The sequence below is a fragment of the Pseudomonas orientalis genome (genome assembly GCF_022807995.1).
Classification (GTDB): Bacteria; Pseudomonadota; Gammaproteobacteria; order Pseudomonadales; family Pseudomonadaceae; genus Aquipseudomonas; species Aquipseudomonas orientalis_B.
This window is the reverse complement of the sequence record NZ_CP094351.1, coordinates 5499940-5514092: the sequence shown is the minus strand read 5'-3', so window position 1 is coordinate 5514092 and position 14153 is coordinate 5499940. Positions and strand designations below refer to the sequence as shown.

Here is a 14153-nt window from a genome sequence, read left to right as displayed (position 1 = left end):
GGCGGCGCCATGAACCTTGAGAAACTCAGCCATCGCGTGGCGCCCTGGGTGCTGCCGATTCTATTGCTGGCGGTGTGGCAGTTGTCGGTCACGGCAGGGTGGTTGTCGACGCGTATTCTGCCGGCGCCCAGTGCGGTCATCGAGGCCGGCATCCATCTGGTCCGCAGCGGCGAAATCTGGACGCACCTGGCTATCAGCGGCTGGCGCGCGGGCCTGGGCTTTGTGATCGGTGGCAGCATCGGCCTGGCCCTGGGCTTTATCACCGGCCTGTCTAAGTGGGGCGAACGTTTGCTCGACAGCTCGGTGCAGATGATCCGCAACGTGCCGCACCTGGCCCTGATTCCATTGGTGATCCTGTGGTTCGGGATTGACGAGACCGCGAAGATTTTCCTGGTGGCCCTGGGCACGCTGTTCCCGATCTACCTGAACACCTACCACGGCATCCGCAACGTCGACCCGGCGTTGGTGGAAATGTCGCGCAGCTACGGTTTGTCCGGCTTCAGCCTGTTCTGGCAAGTGATTCTGCCGGGTGCATTGCCGTCGATCCTGGTGGGCGTGCGCTTTGCCCTGGGCTTCATGTGGTTGACGCTGATCGTGGCGGAAACCATCTCGGCCAGTTCCGGCATCGGTTACCTGGCGATGAATGCCCGTGAATTTCTGCAAACCGACGTGGTGGTGCTGGCCATCGTGATGTACGCGATCCTCGGCAAGCTGGCCGACCTGGCGGCGCGTGGCCTGGAGCGGGTATGGCTGCGCTGGCATCCGGCGTATCAAGTGAACAAGGGAGGTGCGGCATGACGGCTCAACAACCCCCGCGCCTGCTCAAGGGTATTCCCCTGGCGGTGCGCAAATTGCGCAAGTCCTTTGGCGCTCGCGAAGTGCTCAAGGAAATCGACCTGCATATTCCCGCCGGCCAGTTCGTGGCCGTGGTCGGCCGCAGCGGTTGCGGTAAAAGTACCTTGCTGCGCCTGCTGGCGGGCCTGGATAAAGCCAGTGGCGGCGAGCTGCTGGCGGGCTCCGCGCCGCTGCACGAGGCGATCGAAGACACGCGGTTGATGTTCCAGGAAGCGCGCCTGTTGCCGTGGAAGAAGATCATCGACAACGTCGGCCTGGGCCTCAAGGGCAACTGGCGCCCCAGGGCGTTGCAAGCGCTGGAGGCGGTGGGCCTGGCCGAGCGTGCCGATGAGTGGCCGGCGGCCTTGTCCGGTGGGCAGAAGCAGCGCGTCGCCCTGGCGCGCGCCTTGATTCACCAGCCGCGCCTGCTGTTGCTCGACGAGCCATTGGGCGCGCTGGATGCCTTGACCCGTATCGAGATGCAGCAACTGATCGAAAACCTCTGGCAGAAGCACGGCTTCACCGTGTTGCTGGTCACCCATGACGTCAGCGAAGCCGTGGCCATTGCCGACCGGGTGATCCTGATCGAAGACGGCGAAATCGGCCTCGACCTGAACGTCGACCTGCCACGCCCGCGTGCCCGGGGCTCACATCGCCTGGCTGCGCTGGAGGCCGAAGTGCTCAATCGCGTGCTGTCACTGCCCGGCTCACCGCCGGAACCCGAACCTGTTTCACCGCTGCCGACGCAATTGCGTTGGGCTCAATAAACTACACAGGAAAACCATCATGACTATCAAAGCCATCAATGTGCGTAACCAGTTCAAGGGCACCATCAAGGAAATCGTAGTGGGCGATGTGTTGTCGGAGATCGATGTGCAGACGGCCTCGGGTATTGTCACCTCGGTGATCACCACGCGCTCGGTGAAAGAGCTTGAGCTGGTGATTGGCAGCGAGGTGATTGCCTTTGTGAAATCGACTGAGGTGTCGATTGCCAAGCTGTGACTGCTTCAGACCGCTATCGGGGGCAAGCCCCCTCCCACTTTGAATGTATTCACAGATCTAAATGTGGGAGGGCGGTGCGACGATTCGACTTGCCCCCGATGAGGCCGGCCCAGCCAACACAAGACTCAGCGCTTGGGCAAATACGCAGGCAGATAAAGCCCCACATACGCATCAAACACCCGCATCCCTTCCTCCGCCATGCGCGACGTAATCAGCCCATGCTGATGCACCGAGCGCGCATACACGCGGTCGCTCAATTCAAGGGCCAGGGCGAACACGTCCACATCGCTCGGTAGCGTCGGCACTTCGAAGTGGCGGTTGAACACCTCCAACATCAAGTCGCCCAATTCCAGATCGTGCTGACGATCGGCCTGCGTCACTTCAGTCAACCCGTGCTGTGCCAGGATCAACTGGCGCGCGGCGGCGTCATGGCTGTAGATCGCGAGCATGCGCTGCTCGACGATGCAGGACAGGTCACGCCAGGTCTTGAGCGAGTCGTGTTCGATGGGCGCCTGAATGGCCGCGCGAAAGGCCGCGTGCACATCGGCGGTCAACGCTTCCAGCAGTGCCGGCACGCTGGCGAAAAAGTGGTACACCGACGATGGCGGGATCTGCGCCCGTTCGGCCACGCTGTAGATCGATAAACCGGCCACGCCGTCGGCTGCCAGCAAGACGCGGGCGGCGTCCAGGATCGCGTCGATCCGGGCCTGGCTGCGGGCGCGGGGTTTGCGAGGGGCGGCGGGGCGGGTTGTCATGGAAGTCTCCTACAAGGCAGCGGGCATTGTATGAGCAGGAATCTTTGTTGTCTGCCAGACCGCCATCGGGGGCAAGCCCCCTCCCACACTTGAATGTATTCACAAATCTAACTGTGGGAGGGGGCTTGCCCCCGATGAGGCCGACTCGGTCTCCCTCGATAACCCCATAAAAAAACGCCACAGACCCTGAAGCCTGTGGCGTTTCTTCAATACTGCAACCGCTTACACGGTATGCAGATACCAGTTGTACTCAAGGTCGGAGATGGAGTGTTCGAACTCCTCCAGCTCACTTTCCTTACAGGCCACAAAGATATCGATGTATTTAGGATCGATGTACTTGGCCATTACCTCGCTGTCGTCCAACTCGCGCAGTGCATCACGCAGGTTGTTCGGCAGGCTTTGTTCGTTCTGCTCGTAGCTGTTGCCTTCCACCGGTGCGCCAGGTTCGATCTTGTTGGTCAGACCGTGGTGCACGCCTGCCAGGACCGAGGCCATCAGCAGGTAAGGGTTGGCATCGGCGCCGGCCACGCGGTGTTCGATACGTACGGCATCGGACGAGCCGGTCGGTACGCGAATCGCCACGGTGCGGTTATCCAGGCCCCAGCACGGTGAGTTCGGTACATAGAACTGAGCACCGAAACGACGGTAGGAGTTCACGTTAGGGCACAGGAACGCCATCTGGGCGGGCAGGGTCTCGAGCACACCGCCGATCGCGTGACGCAATGCGGCGTTCTGCTCGGGATCCTCGCTGGCAAAAATGTTCTTGCCGTCCTTGTCCAGAATGGAGATGTGTACGTGCAAACCATTGCCTGCCTGGCCTGGGTAAGGCTTGGCCATGAAGGTGGTGTCCATCTCATGGTCGTAGGCGATGTTCTTGATCAGGCGCTTGAGCAGTACCGCGTAGTCGCAGGCCTTGATCGGGTCGGCGACGTGGTGCAGGTTCACTTCGAACTGCGCCGGGGCACTTTCCTTGACGATGGCATCGGCCGGGATGCCTTGCTCTTTGGCACCTTCCAGGATGTCCTGGAGGCAGTCGACGTATTCGTCGAGGTCGTCGATCAGGTAGACCTGTGTCGAGTGCGGGCGTTTGCCGGAGATCGGCGAGCGCGGCGGTTGTGGGCGGCCGTTCACGTTCTCCTGGTCGATCAGGTAGAACTCAAGCTCGAAGGCGGCGCAGATGGTCAGGCCCATGTCGTCGAACTTGCTCACGACTTGGCGCAGTACTTCGCGAGGGTCGGCGAAGAAGGGTTCACCCTCCAGTTCGTGCATGGTCATCAGCAGTTGCGCGGTTGGGCGCTTTTGCCAGGGCTCATTGCACAGGGTGTCGGGGATTGGATAACAGATTCGGTCAGCATCACCGATGTCCAGGCCCAGGCCGGTGCTTTCCACCGTAGAGCCGTTGATATCCAGGGCAAATAAAGAGGCAGGCAGGTTAATGCCCTTCTCGTAAACCTTGTGGAGGCTGGTGCGTTCGATGCGCTTGCCGCGCACCACACCATTCATATCCGCAATTAGAAGGTCTACGTACAGAACCTCAGGATGATCCTTAAGGAACGCGTTCGCTTCGTTAAGCTGAACGGCACGCGGGGGTACCGACATGATGCAACACCTTTGTTGTTAAAAATATCAATCATTGATCTTTTCTGGTTTCAGTCAACCCGAACGGCATGCCGAAGTCAAGCAAGGGCTTTTTTGCCCTGAAAAAGCGCCACGGCGCCTTTTTTGGGGCTTTTTGGGGCGGTTTTTTGGGTTTCACAGTCTTGGGACCAGCAGGCTTGAGCGGGCCGTGTTGTATTTTTTACGGGGGTGTTGTGTAAAAAAATGAACAAGGCTAAGCTCGATTCAAACCCATAACAGCAATAATACCGGGGTGCTTCATGTTTCACCTGCCGCCAATCGGCGTCTGCGCCTGCATCAGCCAGGTGTTGTCCGCAGTCCGTTCGTCCCGCGTGAATGCTCACGCAGCGGCCAATATTCTTGACGGCCCGTCCGATCTCCCCTTTACCCATTCCTGCGCCGCTGACCGGCCCTCATTCGCCGTGCCGATCATAATTGTGCACAAGTTTGGCGTGAGGAATGCAACGTTGCAGCAAATGGCAGGTAAGCTCCTACCCTGAATGAACAAACGACGCGGATGCTGCGTCAACCAACGCCTGGTCTTTAACGGATGCCAGGAAACCCAGCCCAGAGGCATTTATGAGTAACAACCTCGACCAGCTCACCGATTGGTTGAAAGACCATAAGATCACAGAAGTCGAATGCATGATTGGCGACCTCACCGGTATCACCCGGGGCAAGATCTCGCCGACCAACAAGTTCATCGCAGAAAAAGGTATGCGCCTGCCCGAGAGCGTTCTGTTGCAGACCGTGACCGGGGACTATGTCGAAGACGACATCTATTACGAATTGCTCGACCCGGCCGACATCGACATGATCTGCCGCCCCGACCAGAACGCGGTATTCCTGGTGCCCTGGGCCATCGAGCCGACCGCCCAGGTGATTCACGACACCTACGACAAGCAAGGCAACCCGATCGAGCTGTCGCCGCGCAACGTACTCAAGAAAGTCCTCAAGCTCTACGCCGACCGCGGCTGGCAGCCCATCGTGGCGCCGGAGATGGAGTTCTACCTGACCAAGCGCTGCGAAGACCCGGACTTCCCGCTGCAGCCGCCGATTGGCCGTTCCGGTCGCCCGGAAACCGGTCGCCAGTCATTTTCCATAGAAGCCGCCAACGAATTCGACCCGCTGTTCGAAGACGTCTACGACTGGTGCGAACTGCAGGAGCTGGACCTCGATACATTGATCCACGAAGACGGCACCGCACAGATGGAAATCAACTTCCGTCACGGCGATGCGCTGTCCCTGGCCGACCAGATCCTGGTGTTCAAGCGCACCATGCGTGAAGCCGCGCTCAAGCACAACGTGGCCGCCACCTTCATGGCCAAGCCCATGACCGGCGAGCCCGGCAGTGCGATGCATCTGCACCAGAGCATCATTGACATCGCCACCGGCAAGAACGTCTTCTCCAACGAAGACGGGAGCATGAGCCAGCTGTTCCTCAACCACATTGGCGGCCTGCAGAAATTCATTCCTGAATTGCTGCCTTTATTCGCCCCCAACGTGAATTCATTCCGCCGCTTCCTGCCCGACACCTCGGCGCCGGTGAACGTGGAATGGGGTGAGGAAAACCGCACCGTGGGCCTGCGCGTACCGGATGCCGGCCCGCAGAACCGCCGCGTGGAAAACCGTTTGCCGGGCGCCGATGCCAACCCGTACCTGGCGATTGCCGCCAGCTTGCTGTGCGGCTATATCGGCATGGTCGAAGGCCATAACCCGAGCGCACCTGTGGTGGGCCGTGGCTACGAGCGGCGCAACCTGCGTCTGCCGTTGACCATCGAAGATGCGCTGGAACGCATGGAAAACAGCAAGACCATCGAAAAATACCTGGGTCAGAAATTCATCACAGGCTACGTCGCGGTCAAGCGGGCCGAGCATGAAAACTTCAAGCGCGTGATCAGTTCGTGGGAGCGGGAATTCCTGCTCTTTGCCGTCTGATGCGCCGGGCGCGCCCTGCACACGGCGCGCCCTTCACCGAAACGTCTAGGAGATCGGTATGTCCAGCAACAACCCGCAAACCCGTGAATGGCAAGCCTTGAGCAATGATCACCACCTCGCGCCGTTCAGCGACTTCAAGCAATTGAAAGAGAAAGGCCCAAGGATCATCACCAAAGCCCACGGCGTTTACCTGTGGGACAGCGAAGGCAACAAGATCCTCGACGGCATGGCCGGCCTGTGGTGCGTGGCGATCGGTTACGGTCGCGATGAACTGGCTGACGCCGCCGCCAGACAGATGAAAGAACTGCCGTACTACAACCTGTTCTTCCAGACCGCTCACCCGCCGGTACTCGAACTGGCCAAAGTCATTTCCGACGTCGCACCGGCCGGCATGAACCACGTGTTCTTCACCGGTTCCGGCTCCGAAGGCAACGACACCATGTTGCGCATGGTCCGCCACTACTGGGCGATCAAGGGCCAGCCCAACAAAAAAACCATCATCAGCCGCAAGAACGGCTACCACGGCTCCACCGTGGCCGGCGCCAGCCTGGGCGGCATGACCTATATGCATGAACAGGGCGACCTGCCGATTCCAGGCATCACCCACATCGCCCAGCCTTACTGGTTTGGCGAAGGCGGCGACATGAGCCCCGACGAGTTCGGCATCTGGGCGGCCAACCAGCTGGAAGAGAAGATCCTGGAACTGGGCGTGGACAACGTCGGTGCCTTTATTGCCGAGCCGATCCAGGGCGCCGGTGGGGTGATCGTGCCGCCTGAGACTTACTGGCCGCGCATCAAGGAAATCCTTGCCAAGTACGACATCCTGTTTGTCGCCGACGAAGTGATCTGCGGCTTCGGCCGTACCGGCCAGTGGTTCGGCAGCGATTTCTACGACCTCAAGCCCCACATGATGACCATCGCCAAGGGCCTGACTTCCGGCTACGTCCCCATGGGCGGCCTGATCGTGCACGACGACGTGGTGGCCGTGCTCAACGAAGGCGGCGATTTCAACCACGGTTTCACCTATTCCGGGCACCCGGTGGCGGCGGCGGTGGCTTTGGAAAACATCCGCATCCTGCGCGATGAAAAAATCGTCAGCCGCGTGCATGAAGAAACGGCACCGTATTTGCAGAAACGTCTGCGGGAACTGGCGGACCATCCACTGGTGGGCGAGGTGCGCGGGGTGGGCATGCTCGGTGCAATCGAGCTGGTGCAGGACAAGGCCACGCGCAAGCGTCATGAAGGGAAGGGCGCCGGCATGATTTGCCGAACCTTCTGCTTCGAGAATGGCCTGATCATGCGCGCCGTGGGCGATACCATGATCATTTCGCCGCCGCTGGTGATCAGCAAGGCGGAAATCGACGAGCTGGTGACCAAGGCCCGCCAGTGCCTGGACCTGACGTTGGCGGCATTGCAGGACTGAGTAGATAAATGTGGGGGCCGGTTGAAAGCGGGCCCCGGAACTTGCCAGACTGTCGTCCTGTTTTGTCGCCCTTTGGCTGGGCCCGAAACATATACAACGTGCGGCCCAAAAAAGAAAAAATCGGAGCATCACCCAATGAAGGCATTAGGTTTGAAAAACGCTGGCAAGACCCTCCTCGCCTTGTCCCTGATGGGCGCAATGGCGGGCGCGGCCCAGGCGGACAATAAAGTGCTGCACGTCTACAACTGGTCCGACTACATCGCACCGGACACCATCGCCAACTTCGAAAAAGAGTCGGGCATCAAGGTGGTGTACGACGTTTTCGACAGCAACGAGACCCTGGAAGCCAAGTTGCTGGCAGGCAAGTCCGGCTATGACATCGTCGTACCGTCGAACAACTTCCTCGCCAAGCAGATCAAGGCCGGCGTCTACCAGGAGCTGGACAGGTCCAAGCTGCCTGAGTACAGCAACCTGAACAAATCCCTGCTCAAGGCCGTGTCGGTCAGTGACCCGGACAACAAGCACGCGTTCCCGTACATGTGGGGCTCCATCGGTATCGGCTACAACCCGGAGAAGGTCAAGGCCGCGCTGGGCGTGGACAAGATCGACTCGTGGGACGTGCTGATGAAGCCGGAAAACATCGCCAAGCTGAAAAGCTGCGGCGTGAGCTTCCTCGACTCGCCGACCGAAATGCTGCCGATCGCGCTGCATTACCTGGGCCTGCCGACCGACACCCAGAAAAAAGCCGATCTCAAGCAAGCCGAAGACCTGTTCCTGAAAATCCGTCCTTCGATTGGCTACTTCCACTCGTCCAAGTACATCTCGGACCTGGCCAACGGCAACATCTGCGTGGCCGTGGGTTACTCGGGGGACATCCAGCAGGCCAAGTCCCGTGCGGCTGAAGCCGGTGGCAAGGTCAAGGTGGCCTACGACATTCCGAAAGAAGGTGCCGGCAGCTTCTTCGACATGGTCGCCATCCCGAAAGATGCTGAAAACGTCGATGCCGCCTACGCGTTCATGAACTACCTGCTCAAGCCGGAAGTGATGGCTTCGATCACCAACAGCGTGCGCTTCCCGAACGGTAACGAGAAAGCCACCGCACTGGTCGACAAAGACATCACCAGCGACCCGGGCATCTACCCACCAGCGGACGTGCAGGCCAAGCTCTACGCCATTGCCGACCTGCCGGCTGCAACCCAGCGTGAAATGACACGCAGCTGGACCAAGATCAAATCCGGCAAGTAACGCAAAAACCCTGTAGGAGCGAGCTTGCTCGCGAAAAATTCAAGAACGCTGCGGGGTGCCTGATACCCCGCATGATCGTTGACGATCTTCGCGAGCAAGCTCGCTCCTACAGTTAAATGACAGAAAGTTTTGCCGGATCGGTTTATCGAGGGTAAGTTGCGCGCCGGTTTTGTTGCCGGGCAACAACTTCAAGGCCCCAACTATTTAAGAGGACCTCCACTTGCCAATTTCTTTATTTCGCAAAGCCTTGCTGGTGGGTGCAGGGATCACGCTGGCTGTCAGCGTGCAGGCCGCACCGACTGTGCATGTTTATAACTGGTCGGATTACATCGGCCCCGACACACTGGCCAATTTCGAAAAGGCCACCGGCATCAAGCCCGTGTATGACGTGTTCGATTCCAACGAAACCCTGGAAGGCAAGCTGCTCGCCGGGCGTACCGGCTACGACGTGGTGGTGCCGTCCAACCACTTCCTGGGCAAGCAGATCAAGGCCGGGGCGTTCCAGAAGCTCGATAAGTCATTGCTGACGAACTACGCCAACCTCGACCCGGCGTTGCTCAAGCGCCTGGAAAAGAACGACCCGGGCAATGCGTACGCCGTGCCGTACCTGTGGGGCACCAATGGCATCGGCTACAACGTCGATAAAGTGAAGGAAGTGCTGGGTGTCGACCATATCGATTCCTGGGCCGTGCTGTTCGAGCCGGAAAACATGAAGAAACTCGCCAGCTGCGGTGTTTCATTCATGGATTCGGCGGATGAAATGCTGCCCGCAGTCCTCAACTACATGGGCCTGGACCCGAACAGTACCAACCCGGCCGACTACAAGAAGGCCGAAGAAAAACTGCTGAAAGTACGTCCCTACGTGACCTACTTCCATTCCTCCAAATACATCTCGGACCTGGCCAACGGCAATATCTGCGTGGCCGCCGGTTTTTCCGGCGATGTGTTCCAGGCCAAGGCCCGCGCGGCCGAGGCGGGCAAAGGCGTGAATATCGCCTACGCGATTCCCAAGGAAGGCGGCAACCTGTGGTTTGACGTGCTGGCGATTCCCAAGGACGCCGCCAACGTCAAGGAAGCCCACGCGTTCATCAACTATTTGCTGCAGCCTGAGGTGATCGCCCAGGTCAGTGATTACGTCGGTTACGCCAACCCCAACCCCGGGTCGGACACGCTGATGGAGCAATCGATACGCACCGACGCAGCGGTTTACCCACCGCAGGCGGTACTCGACCGGACATTCGTCAACTTCGAGTTGCCCCCGAAAGTGCAACGTTTGATGACCCGTAGCTGGACCAAGGTCAAGACGGGCAAGTAAGGCTCAAACTATCCAAGTTCGCTCACCTGGGGCGAACTGCAAATTTGTTGGGAGTTTCGTAAATGGCAGTTGCCTCCGGCGCCTACAAGAAAGCCCTCGAGGGCGACCAGACACCGAAAAAGGTGCTGGTCAAAATCGACCGGGTCACGAAGAAGTTCGACGAGACGATTGCCGTGGACGATGTGTCCCTGGAAATCAAGAAAGGCGAGATTTTCGCCCTGCTCGGCGGTTCGGGTTCGGGCAAGTCCACCCTGCTGCGCATGCTCGCAGGCTTCGAGCGCCCGACTGAAGGCCGCATCTACCTCGACGGAGTGGACATCACCGACATGCCGCCCTACGAGCGGCCGATTAACATGATGTTCCAGTCCTACGCACTGTTCCCGCACATGACCGTGGCGCAGAACATCGCGTTCGGCCTGCAACAGGACAAGATCCCCAAGGCCGAGGTCGACGCCCGCGTGGCCGAGATGCTCAAGCTGGTGCAGATGAGCCAGTACGCCAAGCGCAAGCCGCACCAACTGTCCGGCGGCCAGCGCCAGCGTGTGGCCCTGGCCCGTTCCCTGGCCAAGCGCCCGAAACTGCTGCTGCTCGATGAGCCGATGGGGGCGCTGGACAAGAAGCTGCGTTCGCAGATGCAGCTGGAGCTGGTGGAGATCATCGAACGCGTCGGCGTGACCTGCGTGATGGTGACCCACGACCAGGAAGAGGCCATGACCATGGCCGAGCGCATCGCGATCATGCACCTGGGCTGGATCGCCCAGATCGGCAGCCCGATCGACATCTACGAAACCCCTACCAGCCGCCTGGTGTGCGAGTTCATCGGCAACGTCAACATCTTCGACACTCAGGTGGTGGACGACGCCGAAGGCCACGCCGTGCTCAAGTGCCCGGACCTGGACCGCGATATCTACGTCGGCTACGGCATCGCCACTTCGGTGGAAGACAAGTCGGTGACCTACGCGATTCGCCCGGAAAAACTGCTGGTCACCACCCAAATGCCGACCTGCGAGCACAACTGGTCCAGCGGCAAGGTGCACGACATCGCCTACCTGGGCGGCCACTCGGTGTTCTACGTGGAACTGCCGAGCGGCAAGCTGGTGCAGTCTTTCGTAGCCAATGCCGAGCGTCGTGGCCAGCGCCCCACCTGGGGTGACCAGGTCTACGTATGGTGGGAAGACGACAGCGGCGTGGTACTTCGCTCATGAACATGAAGAAATTCAAGCGGCGCTTGGATCGCATCGTGCCCAGTGGCAAGCAGGTGGTCATCGGGATTCCCTTCCTCTGGCTGTTCCTGTTTTTCGCACTGCCGTTTTTCATCGTATTGAAAATCAGCTTTGCCGAAGCCGACGTGGCGATCCCGCCCTACACCGAGATCTACACCTACGTTGAGCAGAAGCTGCAAGTGGTGCTGAACCTGGCCAACTACAGCTTGCTGGCGGGCGACGAGTTGTACATCGCCGCGTACCTGGGCTCGTTGAAGATGGCATTCTTCAGCACGCTGCTGTGCCTGCTGATCGGCTATCCGATGGCCTACGCCATTGCCACCGCACGCAAAGAAATGCAAACCGTGCTGGTGCTGCTGATCATGATGCCGACCTGGACCGCAATCCTGATCCGCGTCTATGCGTGGATGGGCATCCTCAGCAACAACGGCTTGCTCAACGGCTTTTTGATGTCGATGGGGCTGATCAGCGAACCGCTGCAGATCCTTAACACCAACATCGCGGTGTATATCGGCGTGGTCTATTCCTACCTGCCGTTCATGATCCTGCCGTTGTACGCCAACCTGGTGAAGCATGACCAGAGCCTGCTGGAAGCGGCATCTGACCTGGGTTCGAGCACCTTCAACAGCTTCTGGAAAATCACCGTGCCGTTGTCCAAGAACGGCATCATCGCCGGCTGCATGCTGGTGTTTATCCCGGTGGTGGGCGAGTTCGTGATCCCGGAACTGCTCGGCGGCCCGGAAACTCTGATGATCGGTAAGGTGTTGTGGCAAGAGTTCTTCAACAACCGTGACTGGCCGGTGGCGTCTGCCCTTGCGGTGGTGATGCTGGCGATCCTGATCGTGCCGATCATCCTGTTCAACCGCAGCCAGGCCAAAGAGCTGGAGGGCAAGATATGAAGCGCTTTCGTTTCTCCAGCTTCATGCTGGTCGTGGGCTTGTTGTTCATCTACCTGCCGATGCTGATCCTGGTGATCTACTCGTTCAACGAATCCAAGCTGGTGACGGTGTGGGGCGGTTGGTCGATCAAGTGGTACGTGGGCCTGCTGGACAACACCCAGTTGATGGGCTCGGTGGCGCGTTCGCTGGAAATCGCCTGCTACACGGCGGTGGCGGCGGTGGCGCTGGGTACGCTGGCGGCGTTCGTGCTGACGCGCATCAGTCAGTTCAAGGGCCGTACGCTGTTCGGCGGCCTGGTGACCGCACCGCTGGTGATGCCGGAAGTGATCACTGGTCTGTCGCTGTTGCTGCTGTTCGTGGCCATGGCGCAGATGATCGGCTGGCCCCAGGAACGTGGCATCGTGACCATCTGGATCGCCCACACCACGTTCTGCGCGGCCTATGTGGCGGTGGTGGTGTCGGCGCGCCTGCGTGAGCTGGACCTGTCGATCGAAGAAGCGGCGATGGATCTGGGGGCACGGCCGTGGAAGGTGTTCTTCCTGATCACCATTCCGATGATCGCGCCATCGCTGGCGGCGGGCGGCATGATGTCGTTCGCGCTGTCCCTGGACGACCTGGTACTGGCCAGCTTCGTATCGGGCCCGGGTTCGACCACCTTGCCGATGGAAGTGTTTTCGGCGGTGCGTCTCGGGGTCAAACCCGAGATCAACGCGGTGGCGAGCCTGATCCTGCTGGCGGTGTCGCTGGTGACTTTCCTGGTGTGGTTCTTCAGCCGCCGTGCCGAAGAGCATCGCAAGAAAGCCATCCAGCAAGCCATCGAAGAGGCCGCGGCGGATGGCTGGCAGCAGCCGGACAAGCGCCGCGCCCCAGCCCCGGTCTAACTGCCGGAACTGGGTAAAAATGTGGGAGGGGGCTTGCCCCCGATTGCAGTGTGTCAGCCAGCTAATCTTTGGCTGACACTCCGCTATCGGGGGCAAGCCCCCTCCCACATTTTGATTGCATTTCAGGCTGGTTAAGCTGACCACGGCGACTGGCGAATCACCTCGACAAAGTTCATCGGCCTGAACCCCGGCTCCTGATCCACCAGCACATCGGTCTTCACGTTGCCAAACGTGGTCTGCGGGCGGTGGCGCAAGCCGTCGGCGAACGCGCAGATGATGCATTCCTTGAACCCCTCACCGCGTGGATGCGCATGCACCACCGCTTCGCGCTGCACCGTGGTAAATGCGGCGTAGTCCAGGCCCAGCACGTCCATCTCCACCCCTGCGGTGACCAGCGCCACGGTGGGGCGCAAATGCTGCGGCACGCCTGGCGTGGTGTGCAGGGCGATGGACAGCCACACCTGTTCGATATCGTCGTCGCTCAGACCATACGGCTTGAGAAAGGCGGCCGCTGCGTTGGCGCCGTCCACTTCAAAGCGCTCATTGTCGCTGCGATGGCCTTCCACCAGGCCGAGGTCGTGGAACATCGCGCCGACGTACAGCAGCTCCGGGTTGTAGGCCAGTTGCTTGCGCTCACCGCTCAAGGCGCCGAACAGGAATACTCGACGGGAGTGGTGGTAGAGCAGGTCGGATTCGATGTCGCGGATGTACTCGGTGGTGGCCCTGGCCAGGGCGCTGTCGGGGATTTTGATGCCGGCGATGGTGGTGTTCATGGTGGCGCTCCTCTGGAAAGCGTCCAGTCTCGTTGCGCGTGCGCGATGGAGCCATCGCAACGATGGAACGTTCTCGGCCAATGTGCCACCACATCGTGCCAAGGCAAAATCGGCTAGGGTAAGGCCTGCGACAATCCAAATGTGGGAGGGGGCTTGCCCCCGATGAGGGAGTGCCAGTCGGCATCTGATGAACTGACCCACCGCTATCGGGGGCAAGCCCCCTCCCACAGGGGATTTGTGTTTATCCA

At 59.9% G+C, this 14153-nt stretch carries 13 protein-coding genes; 10 read left to right on the top strand and 3 right to left on the bottom strand.

Annotated features, from left to right (window positions below; genetic code table 11):
• Positions 1 to 9 precede the first annotated feature (9 nt).
• The 3 genes from ssuC to MRY17_RS24790 are packed head-to-tail and all read left to right on the top strand — an operon-like array spanning position 10 to position 1836.
• Positions 10 to 798, top strand: a complete 789-nt coding sequence (ssuC, locus tag MRY17_RS24800; protein WP_057723410.1) for an aliphatic sulfonate ABC transporter permease SsuC — start codon at positions 10 to 12, stop codon at positions 796 to 798.
• Positions 795 to 1601: an aliphatic sulfonates ABC transporter ATP-binding protein gene (gene ssuB / locus MRY17_RS24795; protein WP_191952549.1), complete on the top strand. Its 807-nt coding sequence runs from the start codon at positions 795 to 797 to the stop codon at positions 1599 to 1601. The genes ssuC and ssuB overlap by 4 nt, the downstream gene beginning before the upstream one ends.
• A gap of 19 nt (positions 1602 to 1620) precedes the next feature.
• Positions 1621 to 1836: a TOBE domain-containing protein gene (locus MRY17_RS24790; RefSeq protein WP_003176783.1), complete on the top strand. Its 216-nt coding sequence runs from the start codon at positions 1621 to 1623 to the stop codon at positions 1834 to 1836.
• A 125-nt stretch (positions 1837 to 1961) separates the two neighbouring features.
• Here the strand turns inward: MRY17_RS24790 and MRY17_RS24785 are convergent, their stop codons facing one another.
• Both MRY17_RS24785 and MRY17_RS24780 read right to left on the bottom strand, forming a co-directional pair.
• Positions 1962 to 2591 (bottom strand): TetR/AcrR family transcriptional regulator, encoded by a 630-nt coding sequence (locus MRY17_RS24785; RefSeq protein WP_243353018.1) that lies wholly within the window; start codon positions 2589 to 2591, stop codon positions 1962 to 1964.
• A 222-nt stretch (positions 2592 to 2813) separates the two neighbouring features.
• Entirely contained in the window at positions 2814 to 4190 is a 1377-nt protein-coding gene (locus tag MRY17_RS24780; protein WP_003176781.1) for a glutamine synthetase family protein, read from the bottom strand.
• Between the two features lie 597 nt (positions 4191 to 4787).
• On the opposite strand from MRY17_RS24780, the gene MRY17_RS24775 reads away from it, so the two are divergent.
• The 7 genes from MRY17_RS24775 (at position 4788) to MRY17_RS24740 (ending at position 13132) form a co-directional block, all read left to right on the top strand.
• Positions 4788 to 6146: a glutamine synthetase family protein gene (locus MRY17_RS24775; protein ID WP_057723413.1), complete on the top strand. Its 1359-nt coding sequence runs from the start codon at positions 4788 to 4790 to the stop codon at positions 6144 to 6146.
• A 58-nt stretch (positions 6147 to 6204) separates the two neighbouring features.
• The gene (locus MRY17_RS24770) at positions 6205 to 7569 is read left to right on the top strand and encodes an aspartate aminotransferase family protein (protein ID WP_181282562.1); all 1365 of its coding nucleotides are present in this window, start codon (positions 6205 to 6207) and stop codon (positions 7567 to 7569) included.
• 150 nt (positions 7570 to 7719) lie between these two features.
• On the top strand, positions 7720 to 8814 hold the full coding sequence (locus MRY17_RS24765; protein ID WP_181282581.1) for a polyamine ABC transporter substrate-binding protein: 1095 nt from the start codon (positions 7720 to 7722) through the stop codon (positions 8812 to 8814).
• 220 nt (positions 8815 to 9034) lie between these two features.
• On the top strand, positions 9035 to 10129 hold the full coding sequence (locus tag MRY17_RS24755; protein ID WP_191952551.1) for a polyamine ABC transporter substrate-binding protein: 1095 nt from the start codon (positions 9035 to 9037) through the stop codon (positions 10127 to 10129).
• Positions 10130 to 10191: 62 nt separating this feature from the next.
• Entirely contained in the window at positions 10192 to 11334 is a 1143-nt protein-coding gene (locus MRY17_RS24750) for an ABC transporter ATP-binding protein (protein ID WP_057723416.1), read from the top strand.
• A complete protein-coding gene (locus tag MRY17_RS24745; RefSeq protein WP_124360250.1) occupies positions 11331 to 12251 on the top strand; it encodes an ABC transporter permease subunit in 921 nt (306 codons plus the stop codon). Before MRY17_RS24750 ends, MRY17_RS24745 begins: the two co-directional genes overlap by 4 nt.
• The gene (locus MRY17_RS24740; RefSeq protein ID WP_057723417.1) at positions 12248 to 13132 is read left to right on the top strand and encodes an ABC transporter permease subunit; all 885 of its coding nucleotides are present in this window, start codon (positions 12248 to 12250) and stop codon (positions 13130 to 13132) included. Before MRY17_RS24745 ends, MRY17_RS24740 begins: the two co-directional genes overlap by 4 nt.
• 131 nt (positions 13133 to 13263) lie before the next feature.
• Here the strand turns inward: MRY17_RS24740 and MRY17_RS24735 are convergent, their stop codons facing one another.
• Positions 13264 to 13905 carry an HD domain-containing protein gene (locus MRY17_RS24735; RefSeq protein WP_243353017.1) on the bottom strand — a complete coding sequence of 214 codons (642 nt, stop codon included), beginning with the start codon at positions 13903 to 13905 and terminating at the stop codon, positions 13264 to 13266.
• Positions 13906 to 14153: the final 248 nt, after the last annotated feature.

Bases quoted from the DNA above. Each gene is read 5' to 3' on its own strand.
- ssuC (WP_057723410.1), top strand. From the start codon at position 10: ATGAACCTTGAGAAACTCAGCCATCGCGTGGCGCCCTGGGTGCTGCCG.
- ssuB (WP_191952549.1), top strand. From the start codon at position 795: ATGACGGCTCAACAACCCCCGCGCCTGCTCAAGGGTATTCCCCTGGCG.
- MRY17_RS24790 (WP_003176783.1), top strand. From the start codon at position 1,621: ATGACTATCAAAGCCATCAATGTGCGTAACCAGTTCAAGGGCACCATC.
- MRY17_RS24785 (WP_243353018.1), bottom strand. From the start codon at position 2,591: ATGACAACCCGCCCCGCCGCCCCTCGCAAACCCCGCGCCCGCAGCCAG.
- MRY17_RS24780 (WP_003176781.1), bottom strand. From the start codon at position 4,190: ATGTCGGTACCCCCGCGTGCCGTTCAGCTTAACGAAGCGAACGCGTTC.
- MRY17_RS24775 (WP_057723413.1), top strand. From the start codon at position 4,788: ATGAGTAACAACCTCGACCAGCTCACCGATTGGTTGAAAGACCATAAG.
- MRY17_RS24770 (WP_181282562.1), top strand. From the start codon at position 6,205: ATGTCCAGCAACAACCCGCAAACCCGTGAATGGCAAGCCTTGAGCAAT.
- MRY17_RS24750 (WP_057723416.1), top strand. From the start codon at position 10,192: ATGGCAGTTGCCTCCGGCGCCTACAAGAAAGCCCTCGAGGGCGACCAG.
- MRY17_RS24745 (WP_124360250.1), top strand. From the start codon at position 11,331: ATGAACATGAAGAAATTCAAGCGGCGCTTGGATCGCATCGTGCCCAGT.
- MRY17_RS24740 (WP_057723417.1), top strand. From the start codon at position 12,248: ATGAAGCGCTTTCGTTTCTCCAGCTTCATGCTGGTCGTGGGCTTGTTG.
- MRY17_RS24735 (WP_243353017.1), bottom strand. From the start codon at position 13,905: ATGAACACCACCATCGCCGGCATCAAAATCCCCGACAGCGCCCTGGCC.